This window comes from Bacillus cereus group sp. MYBK95-2 (genome assembly GCF_051915225.1).
Classification (GTDB): domain Bacteria; phylum Bacillota; class Bacilli; order Bacillales; family Bacillaceae_G; genus Bacillus_A; species Bacillus_A cereus.
In genome coordinates, this window is sequence record NZ_JBQAEH010000002.1 from 45,293 (window position 1) to 59,385 (window position 14,093).

The window sequence follows — 14,093 nt, forward strand, 5'->3', positions numbered from 1 at the left end:
TACTTCACTTATTAGATAGTAACGTCGCGTAAGCATTGAATCGCACAGAAACAGCTTAAATCAACAGTAATGCAAGTAGATGTTGATACTAGTCTTGCATTTGGTACAGCTAAAAACGTACAAATTGGGTCATCAGTAGGTGGTACAGGAGAGCTATCACCTAATACTACACTTAATACACGTAGTACAGCACAGCTATCATCATCTACACTTTCCACACGGAAAATGGGAGATCTGCAGCTAGTAAGGCTTGAAGATGGTGCAAATGCTTCAAAAGGATCTCCAGTTTTTGTGTATAAAATAAAAGGGCGTGTATTCGCTACTGATGCAGTATTGTGTGCACCTAAGAATGGGATTTCACAACCAGATCCACATGTTGTTGTAGAACAATCTTGTAATTCATTGATGAATTTTACAACGTCAACTACACAATGAGAAGAGCCATGGTGTTTATTTTCGTTACAACTCATTAATGTCACTCCTTATCTTCTTGTTTGTATTTACATTAATAAGATATTGGAGTCGAGGAGATTTGGTCACAATCTCAAGACCTTTTTTTTTAAATAGGCGAAAGAGGATAAGGGAAGGTGGAATTATGCTGTTTACAAGCTGGCTTTTATTTTTTATTTTTGCGTTAGCTGCTTTTAGGCTCACTCGTTTAATTGTTTATGATAAAATTACAGCCTTTTTGCGAAGACCATTTATTGATGAATTAGAGATTACGGAGCCGGATGGAAGTGTATCAACGTTTACAAAAGTGAAAGGTAATGGATTAAGAAAGTGGATTGGCGAATTGTTAAGCTGTTATTGGTGTACAGGTGTATGGGTTAGTGCTTTTTTATTAGTCTTATATAATTGGATCCCTATCGTTGCGGAACCGTTACTTGCATTATTAGCTATTGCAGGAGCGGCAGCCATCATTGAAACAATTACAGGATATTTTATGGGAGAATAATATATTTTCATAATACGAGAAAAAGCGGAGTTTAAAAGAATGAGGGAACGGAAATAAAGAGTTGTTCATATAGTAAATAGACAGAATTGACAGTAGAGGAGATGTTTGCTGTGAGCAATAATCCAAGGCAAAATTCATATGACCTGCAGCAGTGGTATCATATACAGCAACAACACCAAGCACAACAACAGGCATATCAAGAACAATTACAACAACAAGGATTTGTGAAGAAAAAGGGATGCAATTGTGGGAAAAAGAAGAACACAATAAAACAATATGAAGAATGAAACACTCATGTTATTGTGAGTGTTTTTTATTATACATATAAAAAGCGGTATTTCTGTATTAGAAATACCGCTTTTTTACTAGCTAATTTGTGCAACTGTTAATGCTGCAGCACGAATGTCTACAGTTCCAATTAACTCAACTGGTACAATTTGAATTAAGTCACCAGGATTTAAGTTAATAAGAATAACACCGCTGGATACGTCTACTTCACCAGTACCAATAACGTTAGAACGAACTGCTGTACCTGATCCAGGAATAATGTTAGCTGGTGTATTTAATGATAAGAAGAAACGACCAGCTTCTGGTGCAGTAGGTACGTTATCAAGACTAATTGTTAATGTATAACTGATTTGATAAATACCAGCTCGTAGAATTCGAATGCCATCTCCGACACTTACTGTATCATTTATTACAGGAACAGTAATATTTGGGTTTGGACTTACGCTAGGTAATAATAGTGGTGTAAATAGTGAAGCAAACTGAGGTGCAGACGCGTTGAAAGCAAAACCGAAGGCAGGTAATGTACTAGCTGGCTTCGCCTCGCAATCGATTTTAGTAAATTCGCAATCAGAAGAGAACATGTTTTTCACTCCTTTATCTGTTTCTACTTTCAGTTAATGAAAAGGACAGGTTCTATGTTCTAGACAAGTTCCCAATTTTAAGAAATTTACATAAGAATACTCTTTAAGCATGGATTGGGTGGCAGAATACTCTGCCACCCAATCCATGCTTAACTCATTATTTAGTTTTAAATAGAAACATCGCGTAAGCATTGAATAGCACAGAAGCAACTTAAATCAACAGTAATGCAAGTGGAGGTTGATACTAATCTTGCATTTGGTACAGCTAAAAATGTACAAATTGGGTCATCAGTAGGTGGTACGGGTGAGTTATCACCTAATACTACAGTTAATACACGTAATACAGCACAGTCATCATCATCTATACTTTCTACGCGGAAAATTGGAGATCGGCAACTAGTAAGGCTTGAAGATGGTGCAAATGCTTCAAAAGGTGCTCCGGCTTTTGTGTATAAAATAAAAGGACGTGTATTCGCTACTGATGCAGTGTTATGTGCTCCTAAAAATGGAACTTCGCAACCAGATCCACATGTTGTCGTTGCACATTCTTGCAGTTCATGTATAAAGCGAACGACATTAGATACACAGTTGAAATCACAATCATGTTCATGATGGTCTTCGTTACAATTGCAGCTCATTATGTTCACTCCTTCTCGTGAGTTCTGACATACACTATTACAATATGAGTGGGATATGGCTGATATTACGTTAATTCTCACGATAAAAACAAGGAATTTATATAGGAGGGATGTACATAACGTGATATAAAAAAAGACAACCTTATTTAGTGGATGTCTTTTCAGGCAAATCTTTTCGCACAGTATATAAAAAACGAGATATGTCTAATTTCTTTCCTCTGAAAAATTGCGGAGAAGAAATGTAAAGTTCTTCTTTCGCACGTGTAATGGCGACATACAGTAATCGGCGTTCTTCTTCTAGCGCTTCAGAAGTTTCCGTAATACGATCATTTGCATCTTTTAAAGAAGAAGTATGGGGCAGGATTCCATCACTCGCTCCAAGTAAAAAGACACATGGAAATTCAAGGCCTTTTGCGTTATGGATTGACATAAGTGAAACGGCATCTTTTTGCGGCATTGTTTTTAATGCTTCCATTTCTTTTTGACCTTGAATCGCCTCGTCGATAAATTGTAAATAAGCTGGAATATCGGTGAAACGAGTTGCAGACTCCATTAATTCTTCCAACATTTCTTCTTGTATGTCTTTATGCATCGTAAAGGAAGAACGATCGTTACTTTGTAAGTACTCTAAATATTTTCCTTTACCATGAATGATTTCTTTTAATGCTTTTTTCGGTTCTAATTCTTTAATAAACTTAATAAAATCGATGCGCTCATTTACCTTTTTCACTTGAAAAGGTTTTAAGCTTGGATTTAATAGTAAGAAATGAAGAAGAGAAGGGAAGCGTCCCTCACCATATTTCCATTGTTCACGTTCAATAAATGAAATACAATCATCACGTCCGATATACATCGTCGGCAATATGTTTGAAAGTGATTCTAGTCGAAACGGCTCAATCACGAGTCTTAAATGATCTAATACAGGCTTAATTAAAGAATGTTCATAAAATGATTGGCTCGCCCCGTGTTTAATAAACGGGATTTTATGAATGGTAAGCTGATCAAGTAACGAACGACTTACAGAATGTGTGCGATACAGTAAACAAAAATCTTTATAGTTTCGTTCACCGCTATCTACTTTTTCTTGAATGAGCTGTAAAATTTGATTTGCTTCATCAAGAGTCGTAGCAGGTCTTGCATAAAAAGGTTGTACACCTTCCTCACGAACGGAGTATAGCTCTTTATCAAAACGTTCTTGATTTAATTTTATAACTTCATTTCCAAGCCCGACGATAAAGGGATTGGATCGATAATTCGTATTTAGTGCAATAATTGTTGTGTTATCAAATTCTTTTGGAAAAGATAAAATAATTTGGTGACTTGCCCCTCGCCAGCCATAAATTGCTTGATCATCATCACCTGCGATGAACAAATTATTTCTTGGCGTGGCTAACAATTTTACAATTTCATATTGTGCATAGGATGTATCTTGAAACTCATCTACTTCAATGTAGTGAAAACGTTGTTGTAATTGAGTTAGTAAAGGAGCATTATTTTCTAACATATAATATGTTTCCAATAAGATGTCATCGAAATCAATATAATTGTATCGTTGTTTTACCTCTTCAAAACGTTCATATACTTCTTTAAATTCTTGTTCCACTGGTGTTTTCACTTTTACATCTTTCGGACGATTTAATTTGTTTTTTTCAAGTGAAATCATCGCGAGCATCGTTTCCGCATCATAATCGTCTTTTAAACGCAATTCTTTTAAGATTTTCTTTATCATAATTTGTTTATGTTTTTCATTTGCTAAAATTTGCTGATTATACCCTTGACTACGAAGTAATTTTAAGAAAACAGAGTGGAATGTACCAGCAACAACGTAGCTACTTGCTGCATGATTCATACCTGGTAACTTCGCAACACGACTTCGGATTTCTTCAGCTGCTTTTTGTGTAAATGTAAGTAATAAAATATTTCGTGGATGAACTTGTTTTACATTTACTAAATAACCAACGCGAGTTGTTAAAACAGATGTTTTCCCGCTTCCGGCACCAGCTAGTGTAAGAACAGGACCTTCTGTTGTGCGCACAGCTTCTAATTGTTTTTCGTTTAAAAAAACATTTTGTTGTTCTAGAGCGCGGAAATAAGCCGCATCTACATCTTCTTCCATAATTAAATGGGTAGATGTTTTCGGAATATGATATGTCGCACGCGGAATATCAGCGTGTGTTAACGATTTTTGTGAAAATTTTTCTTGTGTCATATGTTCACCTTCAAAACTATAGCATCAACATTTAACTTTAGCGGAAGAAAAAGAAAATAGCAATGTAAAAAAACAGGAGGGGTCACCTCCTGCTTTCAAATTACAATTCTTTTATCATTACGACGTGCGGGATATTTGCTTCCATAAATACATCAGAACTTGTTACATATCCAAGTTTTTTATAGAAATCTTCAGCATGTGTTTGAGCATGAAGTTTCAATTTCGGTAGCGAATTTTCCTTTGCATACGCTTCAAGAGAATCCATAACAATTTTTCCAATCCCTTTTTTGCGATGGGAATTTAGCACGCAAATGCGTTCCATTTTTCCTATACCATCAAGGATGCGAAAACGTCCAGCACCAACTGGAACATCATTGTCATATATAACAACGTGTGTTGAAGTTTCTTCAAACTCATCGTACTCTTCTTCAGCAGAGACACGTTGTTCATTTACAAACACTTGTTTACGTACAGAGAATGCATCTCTTAGTTGTTCGTCCGTTTGTACAATCTGTGCGTGCAAATTAGTTGTTCCCCTTTCCAAGACGGAATGTTTCGTGTACAGTCCATGTTCCATTTTCTAATTGATATAGAAGATGGAAACGATCAATTGGTTGTTCGTAATAGAAATCTTTCATACGTAATCGGCCCAACACATCAGCATGCTCTGCATCTGATAAGCCTTGTCCGATTGTTAGATGAGGTACGAAAGCATATTCGCGTTCTTGCGTGAATAACCCGCTATGCATTTCTTCATTTAAGAAAGTAAGTTCAGGTGTTTTTTCTACTTTAAAGTAAAGGACGTTATTAACAGGTGCGAAAGAACCAACTTTCCCAACATGAAGGGTGAAAGGGTTCGTTTTACTTGCGATTGTATGTAACTCGTTTACAATCGACTCTAATTGTTCATCTTGCGCCTCAAAGGGTGTTTTCAATGTAATATGTGGCGGAACTAATGCGTAGTGCGGGTCATAACGTTTACGCAATCCGTTCGCTTTATCTTGAATCATTTTAGATGGAAAAATTACAATGCCTAATTTCATGTTCCAATTCCTCCCTTTGTAAGTCTAGTTAGATTTTGAGATAAATAAATCTCTTTATCTATTATATCAAATTATTCTGAATACTGCTCTCTATTATTTCATTGATAGAATATGAGAGAAGGCTTTCGGTAAATCAGTCTGCCAATATTTCCAAGTATGATTGCCTTCAAATTCCTCGTAATGCGTGATGAAGTTTCTATCTGTAAGAAGCGTATTTAACTCACGGTTCGGCCCTACGAAATCAGATACTTGTCCATCAGTACGCTTTACAGCCGTTTCTTCTGTACCGATGACGTGATACAGTTCTAACGCCTGTGGATCTTTGAATTCTTTTGCTAAGTTCATCACTGTCTCATCCACAAATGGTGATTGCATAACGACTTTACCGAATGTATGCGGATACATAAGTGCAGTCATAAAGGAAACTGTTCCGCCAAGAGAATCACCAATTAAAACACGACCTTTTCCCATTTGATACGTTGGATAATTTTCATCAATATATGGTGCAAGTTCATGAGCAAGGAAACGAATATATGCAGCATTTTTCACTTCATTTGGGAAATATTTTTCTTTACGATCATGTACATTTTTATATGGAATACCGACAATAATTGTACGGTCAATTTCTTCGGTTTCACGAAGGCGCTCAATTACACGGTGCGCTTTACCGAGCTGAAAATAATCTCTACCATCTTGTGCAATTACAACTGTATGTTTGTGCAGTGGTGTGTAATTTACTGGTAAATAAACGAGAAGTGTAACATCTTCTTGAAGTGATGCGCTATAAAATGAAATTTCTTCAATTCTCCCTATTGTTTGACTCATGTAGATCCCCCTAAATAAAAATTTACTGTAACGATTGTAAGAGCGACGCTTGTAGTGAAAAGGAAAGAAATATTCACTAATTGGTGCCTTAATTTCTATTTTACCATAATGGTACGAAGAATCTAAAAAATTAGTATTTAAGTTACGAAAGAAAACGGATATAATGAAGTGGGATTTTTGACAGGTGAGAGGGGAGACAGGATTTGAAACAAGAAAAATCAATCGCACTACCATTGGCTATTTCTATAATTGCCATTTCCTTTGCAGCAGTTTTTGTAAAGATGTCCTCAGCACCATCTTCAATATTAAGTATGTACCGCTTATGGATTATCGTACTTATTATGCTGCCTATCGTATGGAAAAAAAGAGAGGAATTTAATAGGATTCAAATGAAAGATTGGGGCTTTTTAATTGGATCTGGTTTCTTTTTAGCACTTCATTTTCTTTTATGGTTTGAATCTTTAAAGCATACAACAGTTGCTAGTTCAACAATTATTTTGGCGCTTCAACCAATCGTATCTTTAGTTGGAGGTTTTTTTCTATTTAAAGAAAGAACAACATATTCAGCCATTGCAACGATGGGAATCGCTATTTTAGGAGTAATGTGCATTGGTTGGGGAGATTTAGGTTTAAGTAAGCAAGCAATTTATGGTGACATATTATCCTTTCTAAGTGTAATAGCAGTTGTCGGTTATTTATTTATCGGGCAAACGACAGTGAAGAAAGTATCGCACTGGATTTATAGCTTTACAGTCTTTGCGTTCGCAGGTCTTTTTATGGGGATTTATAATGTCATATTACAAGTTCCCTTTACAGGTTATACGAGGTGGGATTGGACTGTTTTTCTTTTACTTGCAATTGTGCCAACAGTGTCACATGTAATTAATAACTGGCTATTAAATTATGTAAATGCAACGACAATTTCAATGAGTATTTTAGGAGAACCTGTTGGAGCATCTATACTTGCGTTCTTCTTACTTGGAGAAAAATTAAATGCAATGCAAATTATCGGTAGCATGCTCGTATTGTTTGGTGTATCTGTTTTCTTACTGCAGCAACAAAAGCGAACAGCAAAAAATGTCGTAAACGAGCCGGTGTATACACAGGAATTATAGTGTTAGGGGAGAAAAGAGAAGTTGTGATACTTCTCTTTTTGTTTTATAGAAATACGGGTGTAGAAGGGGGAGGAAAATGGAATTTCCATCAAAAAAAGATGTATGGTTACATCCAATTTTTTTTTATTGTTGTAGGCGCCTGTTTTGCTCCTATATTTGCAGGGAGAGAATATTTCCTTTTGCTTTTTACAATTCCATTAGCAATGTTGTTTAGTTGGAGTTGATTTTTGGCAAAATATATTGCCGGGAAAGAAACAATTACGATTAGATCGGGTCTCGTTACAAAACGTATATTTATACGAGATATAAAACAAATTTCAAATACGAAAAATCCAATAGCAGCTCATGCATTATCATTTGAACGACTTGAAATTGTTTACGATACACATAAAAACAGAAATTATTTCTCCAAGAAATAAAGAACAATTTATTAACCTTGTAAAAAGTAAAAACTCAAATATTGAAACAAAGTAAAAGAGTGGCTACGAAGCCACTCTTTTACTTTGGGTTTGTCATATAAGGTTGTACGTGAATGACACATAGGTCACGGAATTTGCCTTCAGCAGTTGTGACAATTACGACTGCTTTACCTGCACTTTTTCCAGTAATCGTCACGGTGTCACCTTTTGGATATATGGTGATGATATCAGAATTCATATTTGACCAAATAAGCTCTTTATTCGTTGCTTGTATTGGCAAAGTAGAAGCTGCTAACACAATGTTTTGTCCCGTTTTTATTTTTAATTTATGTTTTTCCATATGAACACCGATGACTGAAATAACAGAAGGAGCAATTGAAATTTTAGGCGGGTTAGGTTGCATGTTTAAACAAGACGCAGAAGTATTTGTGATAGGTGAAAATTTTCGTGTTTGTTGTTGCTGGAAAGCTGCTAACATGTTGGAGTCCCCTTTCTGTATAAGTGCTGATACTCATACTATAAAGGAGTAGTGTTATGTTAAATTTAACGAAACATAAAGAATTTGTTAAATTTGATAAGAAGATTGTCGAACTGTAAAAAATCTCTGCTGTTACGATAACAGCAGAGATTTTTTTATAAATTATGACGATGTTGTTTTTCGAAATCCTCAAATTGCTCTTCAACTTCTTTTGAAGGTTGTGTTAGTAAACTAACAATTACGATGGCTAGTAAACTAATAGCGAAACCTGGAATCATTTCATATAAGAAATCTTTTAAGAATTTGAATTGAGTCCAGATAATAACAGTAGCGGCACCAGAAATCATACCAGCAAGCGCGCCCCATTTCGTCATACGTTTCCAATATAAGCTTAATAAAATAGCAGGTCCGAATGAAGAACCAAAACCAGCCCAAGCGTATCCAACAAGAGCTAAAATCGTATCATTTTGTTTAAACGCTAAAGCGCACCCAACTAATGCAATAACAAGTACAGCCATACGACCGACAAATACAAGTTCTTTATCAGTTGCAGAACGTTTGAAGAATGTACGATATAAGTCTTCCGTTACGGCACTAGAAGTAACGAGTAACTGAGATGAGATTGTACTCATAATCGCTGCTAAAATTGCGGCTAATAAAAATCCAGTAATAAGTGGGTGGAATAAAATTTTCCCAAGTTCAAGGAAAATTGTTTCTGGGTTAGATAATGTTAACTCTTGTTGTGAATAGTAAGCAATACCAATAAGACCAGTAAACATAGCTCCGACAACAGAGAAAATCATCCAGCTCATACCAATTCTTCGTGCGCTTTTAAGTTCTTTTACAGAAGCGATTGCCATAAAGCGTACGATAATATGAGGTTGTCCGACATAACCAAGGCCCCATGCGAATAGAGAAATCATTCCTAAAGTAGAGGCACCTTTAAAAATATCTAGACGTGTTGGATCTACAGATCGAATTGTATCAAATGCAGGTCCAAGTCCGTTCGAATTCATAATTGTTACGATAGGAACAAGAATAAGAGCAACTACCATAATGATTCCTTGCACGAAGTCTGTCCAACTTACTGCTAAGAAACCACCAAATAATGTGTAAGCTACAACAACGCCTGCTACAATGAATAATCCAACATGATAGTTCATGCCAAATGAATTTTCAAATAATACAGCGCCTGAAACTAACCCTGAAGCTACATAGAAAGTAAAGAAAATCATAATAACAAGTCCAGATACTAAACGTAGCATATGAGATTTGTCGTGGAAACGGTGTTCCAAAAATTCTGGGATAGTAATAGAGTTATTTGCAATTTCTGAGTAGGTACGTAAGCGAGGAGCGACATAAAGCCAATTTGCGTATGCGCCTAGTGTTAGGCCGATCGCAATCCAACTACTACTTAATCCAACGCTAAACATTGCACCGGGTAATCCCATTAAAAGCCAACCACTCATATCGGATGCTCCAGCACTTAATGCTGTTACTGCGGGGCCTAGTGTACGCCCGCCAAGCATATAATCTGTTAAGTTGGACGTTCGTTTGTAGGCGAAATAGCCAATTACTAACATCCCGAGCATGTAGATAGAGATCGAAGTTAAAGTTAACATCTGCGTACTCATGTAGTTCCCCTTCCTTTTGTCATATCTTTTGATGCGTTATGCATATTTATAATCTATCATGATTATTCTGAAAAATCCATATAGAAATATGAATTTTCAGAAATGTAAGCGTTTTTTGATGTCATTTTACTTTTTTAATATATAATATTCATACAAAAAACCTTATTTTTAATAGAGTATTTATTATATTTACATAAAAAGAGGTTGTTTTGTCAATATAATATTGAAAGGAAAGAAAAATAAAATTTTTAAAAAAGTATTGACTTGTGAAAAAAGTCAGGTCTATAATGAGTGCAACTTAAAAAAATGCAAGCGTTGATGAAGAAGAGTACACATGATGAACATGTCAGAGAGCTGATGGTTGGTGCGAATCAGTATGGAATTGATGTGGAATGGGCTTCGGAGCTTCCAAACCGAAACGAAAGAAGTAGGCTTTGGCGACATGATCTCATCGATACAAGAGACACGTATTGTTTTTGATACGGTAAAGTGCGTTACATTTGTAACGAATTAAGGTGGCACCACGGGAGTACCCGTCCTTTCTATAGGATGAGTACTCCCTTTTTGTGTATAAAAAATTAAATAAATGAAATCGTTTAAGTAAGAAGAGTACGTATATTGGAGACGTTACAGAGAGCCGGGAATAGGTGGGAGCCCGGTACGGTGCCATATACGGAATGGGCTTACGAGAGGTATGCTGAACAATTATATTCAGTAGGCAACCCGGGTTCCGCCGTTACAAGGATAAGGTATAAATTTTGTACCTGAACAAAGCGGGATGCTTTTGCATCCAACACGAGGTGGTACCGCGGTATATTTATCGTCCTCTACATATTTTCGATATGTAGAGGACTTTTTTATTTTTCAGAGCGAGGTGAAGGACATGATGACGAAAGAAGAATTTATAAAACAAAAAAGAGAGAGAAAGACATTTTTAGTAATCGATGAAGAAGAAGGAGATAGCATTACGCCAATTTCTTTATATAGACGTATGAAAGGGAAGAAGAAATTCTTATTAGAAAGTTCACAGCTTCATCAAGATAAAGGGCGTTATTCTTACTTAGGATGTAATCCTTATGGAGAAGTGAAAAGCGTTGGTACGGAAGTGGAACGAACGATTTTCGGCCGGGCAGAAAAGTTACAAGGTAACGTACTACAAGTGTTAGAAGAAGTAATTGCACCATCACAAGTAGACAGTCCATTTCCATTTTGCGGAGGAGCAGTTGGTTATATTGGATATGATGTCATTCGGCAGTATGAAAACATTGGAGCGGATTTACACGACCCATTAAATATTCCGGAAGTGCACCTTTTACTATATCGTGAGTTTATCGTTTACGATCATTTACGCCAAAAGTTTTCGTTTGTATATGTATGCAGGGAAGATGATTCAGCAAATTATGAGGAAGTATACGAAAGACTACGAGTATACAAAGAAGAAGTGCTACAAGGAGAAGAAGCTGAAGTAAATGCAATACCATCCACATTATCATTCACTTCTTCTATAACGGAAAAAGAGTTTTGTGAGATGGTAGAAATGGCGAAAGAATATATAAGAGCGGGAGACATATTCCAAGTTGTACTGTCACAGCGTTTACAAAGTGAATGTATTGGTGATCCATTCGCGTTATATCGAAAACTTCGAATTGCAAATCCATCACCATATATGTTCTATATCGATTTTCAAGATTATGTTGTACTCGGTTCTTCGCCAGAAAGTTTACTATCAGTAAGGGAGGATAAAGTGATGACGAATCCAATTGCTGGTACAAGGCCGAGGGGGAAAACGAAGAGGGAAGATGAGGAAATCGCAAAAGAACTGTTAGGCAATGAGAAAGAGCGAGCAGAGCATATGATGCTTGTAGATCTTGGGCGAAACGATATTGGTAGAGTGAGTGAAATCGGCTCGGTTACGATAGATAAATATATGAAAGTAGAAAAATATTCTCACGTTATGCACATTGTATCCGAAGTTTACGGAACATTGCAAAAACAAATGGGCGGATTTGATGCGTTAGCGTATTGCTTACCAGCAGGGACGGTTTCTGGAGCTCCGAAAATTAGAGCGATGGAAATTATAAATGAACTAGAGAATGAAAAAAGAAATGTATACGCTGGTGCAGTTGGATACGTTAGTTTTTCAGGAAATCTTGATATGGCGCTCGCCATTCGAACGATGGTCGTAAAGGATGAAAAAGCATACGTTCAGGCAGGAGCAGGAGTCGTTTACGATTCAGATCCAGTAGCTGAATATGAAGAAACATTAAATAAAGCGAGAGCGCTTTTGGAGGTAATGAAATGATTGTACTTATCGATAATTACGATTCGTTCACATATAACTTGTATCAACTGTTAGGCGAACATGAAGAAGAAATTGTAGTTGTAAGAAATGATGAAATAACGATAGAACAGTTAGAAGAGGTGAATCCAAGAGGAATTGTACTTTCACCAGGACCAGGAAAACCAGAGGATGCTGGCATTTGTATCAACGTCATCCGTCATTTTTATAAGAACGTTCCCATATTAGGGATTTGTCTTGGCCACCAAGCGATCATAGCTGCATTTGGAGGAGACATTGTTAGAGCAGAATGTATTAAACATGGAAAAACATCGCGTGTGAAACATAACGGAACGTCAATCTTTTCATACGCTACACAGCCGCTAACGGCAATGCGCTATCATTCCCTTGTTGCAGCGCAAACGAGCTTGCCAGAGTGTTTTGACATATTAGCGACAGCGATGGACGACGGAGAGATAATGGCAGTCCGTCACAATTATTATCCGCTCTTCGGATTACAGTTTCATCCGGAATCAATCGCAACAGAAGAAGGCGGAAAGTTAATACGTGCCTTTTTAACAGAAATAAAAGAGGAGGAAAGAGTATGAATAACTATCTTCGTAAATTAGTGGAGGGTCAACATTTAACAGAAGAGGAAATGTATAAAGCAGGACTACTTTTATTAAGTGAAAACATATTAGAAAGTGAAATTGCAGCTTTCTTAGTCTTACTGAAAGCGAAAGGTGAAACTGCAGAAGAAATATACGGTCTCGTTCGAGCTCTTCGCGAAAAGGCATTGCCGTTTTCGAACCATATACAAGGAGCAATGGACAATTGCGGGACGGGTGGTGACGGTGCTCAAACGTTTAATATTAGCACAACATCAGCATTCGTACTGGCAGGAGCAGGTGTAAAGGTTGCAAAACATGGTAATCGTGCTGTTTCTAGTAAAACAGGAAGTGCAGACTTATTAGAAGAACTAGGTGTAAATATTAGTAGTACGCCAAACGAAATTGATTATTTACTAGAGCATGTGGGCATTGCATTTTTATTTGCACCAGTGATGCATCCAGCACTAAGGCGCATTATGAAAATAAGAAAAGAGTTAAACGTGCCGACGATCTTTAATTTAATTGGTCCTTTAACAAATCCAGTGAATTTAGAAACACAATTTGTCGGTATTTATAAACGAGATATGTTATTACCAGTTGCGCAAGTATTACAAAAGTTAGGCCGGAAACAAGCGCTTGTCGTAAATGGAAGTGGTTTTTTAGATGAAGCATCATTACAAGGGGAAAATCACGTAGTCCTTTTAAAAGATAATGAAATAGTGGAAATGAGTATTGATCCAGAAAAGTATGGTTTTTCAAGAGTGAAAAATGAAGAAATTAGAGGGGGGAATTCAAAAGAAAATGCAAAGATTACGCTTGAAGTATTGAGCGGAGAAAAGAGTGTTTATCGCGATACAGTTTTATTAAATGCAGGTCTAGCTCTTTTCGCAAATGGAAAAACGGAAACGATTGAAGAAGGAATTAAACTCGCGGCACATAGCATTGACTCTGGAAAAGCATTAGCCAAATTAAACTTATTAATTGTAGCAAGCAACGAAAAATTAGAAAGGGTGAACTAA

Annotated in this window: 15 protein-coding genes, 1 pseudogene and 2 other annotated features; of the genes and pseudogenes, 7 read left to right on the forward strand and 9 right to left on the reverse strand. The window is 36.5% G+C overall.

Annotation, left to right across the window (positions count from 1 at the left end; translation table 11 throughout):
- Positions 1 to 11: 11 nt before the first annotated feature.
- Positions 12 to 470 carry an exosporium assembly protein ExsY gene (gene exsY / locus ACTFN4_RS07135; protein ID WP_001277738.1) on the reverse strand — a complete coding sequence of 153 codons (459 nt, stop codon included), beginning with the start codon at positions 468 to 470 and terminating at the stop codon, positions 12 to 14.
- A gap of 125 nt (positions 471 to 595) precedes the next feature.
- On the opposite strand from exsY, the gene ACTFN4_RS07140 reads away from it, so the two are divergent.
- On the forward strand, positions 596 to 955 hold the full coding sequence (locus tag ACTFN4_RS07140) for a DUF1360 domain-containing protein (RefSeq protein WP_000899664.1): 360 nt from the start codon (positions 596 to 598) through the stop codon (positions 953 to 955).
- Between the two features lie 101 nt (positions 956 to 1,056).
- On the forward strand, positions 1,057 to 1,242 hold the full coding sequence (locus tag ACTFN4_RS07145) for a hypothetical protein (RefSeq protein WP_029948404.1): 186 nt from the start codon (positions 1,057 to 1,059) through the stop codon (positions 1,240 to 1,242).
- A 78-nt stretch (positions 1,243 to 1,320) separates the two neighbouring features.
- Here ACTFN4_RS07145 and exsF read toward each other — a convergent pair whose 3' ends face one another.
- From exsF to ACTFN4_RS07175, 6 genes are all read right to left on the reverse strand, one after another.
- The gene (exsF, locus tag ACTFN4_RS07150; RefSeq protein ID WP_000492942.1) at positions 1,321 to 1,824 is read right to left on the reverse strand and encodes an exosporium protein ExsF; all 504 of its coding nucleotides are present in this window, start codon (positions 1,822 to 1,824) and stop codon (positions 1,321 to 1,323) included.
- Positions 1,825 to 1,991: 167 nt separating this feature from the next.
- Entirely contained in the window at positions 1,992 to 2,462 is a 471-nt protein-coding gene (cotY, locus tag ACTFN4_RS07155) for a spore coat protein CotY (RefSeq protein WP_011109914.1), read from the reverse strand.
- Between the two features lie 142 nt (positions 2,463 to 2,604).
- Positions 2,605 to 4,671 (reverse strand): ATP-dependent helicase, encoded by a 2,067-nt coding sequence (locus tag ACTFN4_RS07160; protein WP_439962177.1) that lies wholly within the window; start codon positions 4,669 to 4,671, stop codon positions 2,605 to 2,607.
- A 100-nt stretch (positions 4,672 to 4,771) separates the two neighbouring features.
- Positions 4,772 to 5,194, reverse strand: a complete 423-nt coding sequence (locus tag ACTFN4_RS07165) for a GNAT family N-acetyltransferase (RefSeq protein WP_000543295.1) — start codon at positions 5,192 to 5,194, stop codon at positions 4,772 to 4,774.
- A 1-nt stretch (position 5,195) separates the two neighbouring features.
- Positions 5,196 to 5,714 (reverse strand): YjcG family protein, encoded by a 519-nt coding sequence (locus tag ACTFN4_RS07170; protein ID WP_000765863.1) that lies wholly within the window; start codon positions 5,712 to 5,714, stop codon positions 5,196 to 5,198.
- A 93-nt stretch (positions 5,715 to 5,807) separates the two neighbouring features.
- Positions 5,808 to 6,539, reverse strand: a complete 732-nt coding sequence (locus ACTFN4_RS07175) for an alpha/beta hydrolase (RefSeq protein ID WP_000084013.1) — start codon at positions 6,537 to 6,539, stop codon at positions 5,808 to 5,810.
- A 203-nt stretch (positions 6,540 to 6,742) separates the two neighbouring features.
- Here ACTFN4_RS07175 and ACTFN4_RS07180 point away from each other — a divergent pair, with 203 nt between their 5' ends.
- Positions 6,743 to 7,654 (forward strand): DMT family transporter, encoded by a 912-nt coding sequence (locus ACTFN4_RS07180; protein WP_000806943.1) that lies wholly within the window; start codon positions 6,743 to 6,745, stop codon positions 7,652 to 7,654.
- A 76-nt stretch (positions 7,655 to 7,730) separates the two neighbouring features.
- Positions 7,731 to 8,128, forward strand: a pseudogene (locus ACTFN4_RS07185) (PH domain-containing protein).
- Positions 8,129 to 8,152: 24 nt separating this feature from the next.
- On the opposite strand, the gene ACTFN4_RS07190 reads toward ACTFN4_RS07185, so the two are convergent.
- Both ACTFN4_RS07190 and putP read right to left on the reverse strand, forming a co-directional pair.
- Complete coding sequence (locus tag ACTFN4_RS07190) at positions 8,153 to 8,551, reverse strand: Ig-like domain-containing protein (protein WP_000878731.1); 399 nt, start codon at positions 8,549 to 8,551, stop codon at positions 8,153 to 8,155.
- 155 nt (positions 8,552 to 8,706) lie between these two features.
- Positions 8,707 to 10,185 (reverse strand): sodium/proline symporter PutP, encoded by a 1,479-nt coding sequence (gene putP / locus ACTFN4_RS07195; RefSeq protein ID WP_439962178.1) that lies wholly within the window; start codon positions 10,183 to 10,185, stop codon positions 8,707 to 8,709.
- 306 nt (positions 10,186 to 10,491) lie between these two features.
- Positions 10,492 to 10,729: a binding site (T-box leader), on the forward strand.
- Between the two features lie 42 nt (positions 10,730 to 10,771).
- Positions 10,772 to 11,016, forward strand: a binding site (T-box leader).
- A 52-nt stretch (positions 11,017 to 11,068) separates the two neighbouring features.
- Here putP and trpE point away from each other — a divergent pair.
- Genes trpE through trpD form a run of 3 tightly spaced genes read left to right on the forward strand, consistent with a single transcriptional unit; the run spans position 11,069 to position 14,093 of the window.
- A complete protein-coding gene (gene trpE, locus ACTFN4_RS07200) occupies positions 11,069 to 12,487 on the forward strand; it encodes an anthranilate synthase component I (RefSeq protein WP_439962179.1) in 1,419 nt (472 codons plus the stop codon).
- Positions 12,484 to 13,071: an aminodeoxychorismate/anthranilate synthase component II gene (locus ACTFN4_RS07205; RefSeq protein WP_088345314.1), complete on the forward strand. Its 588-nt coding sequence runs from the start codon at positions 12,484 to 12,486 to the stop codon at positions 13,069 to 13,071. Before trpE ends, ACTFN4_RS07205 begins: the two co-directional genes overlap by 4 nt.
- On the forward strand, positions 13,068 to 14,093 hold the full coding sequence (gene trpD, locus ACTFN4_RS07210) for an anthranilate phosphoribosyltransferase (protein WP_439962180.1): 1,026 nt from the start codon (positions 13,068 to 13,070) through the stop codon (positions 14,091 to 14,093). The genes ACTFN4_RS07205 and trpD overlap by 4 nt, the downstream gene beginning before the upstream one ends.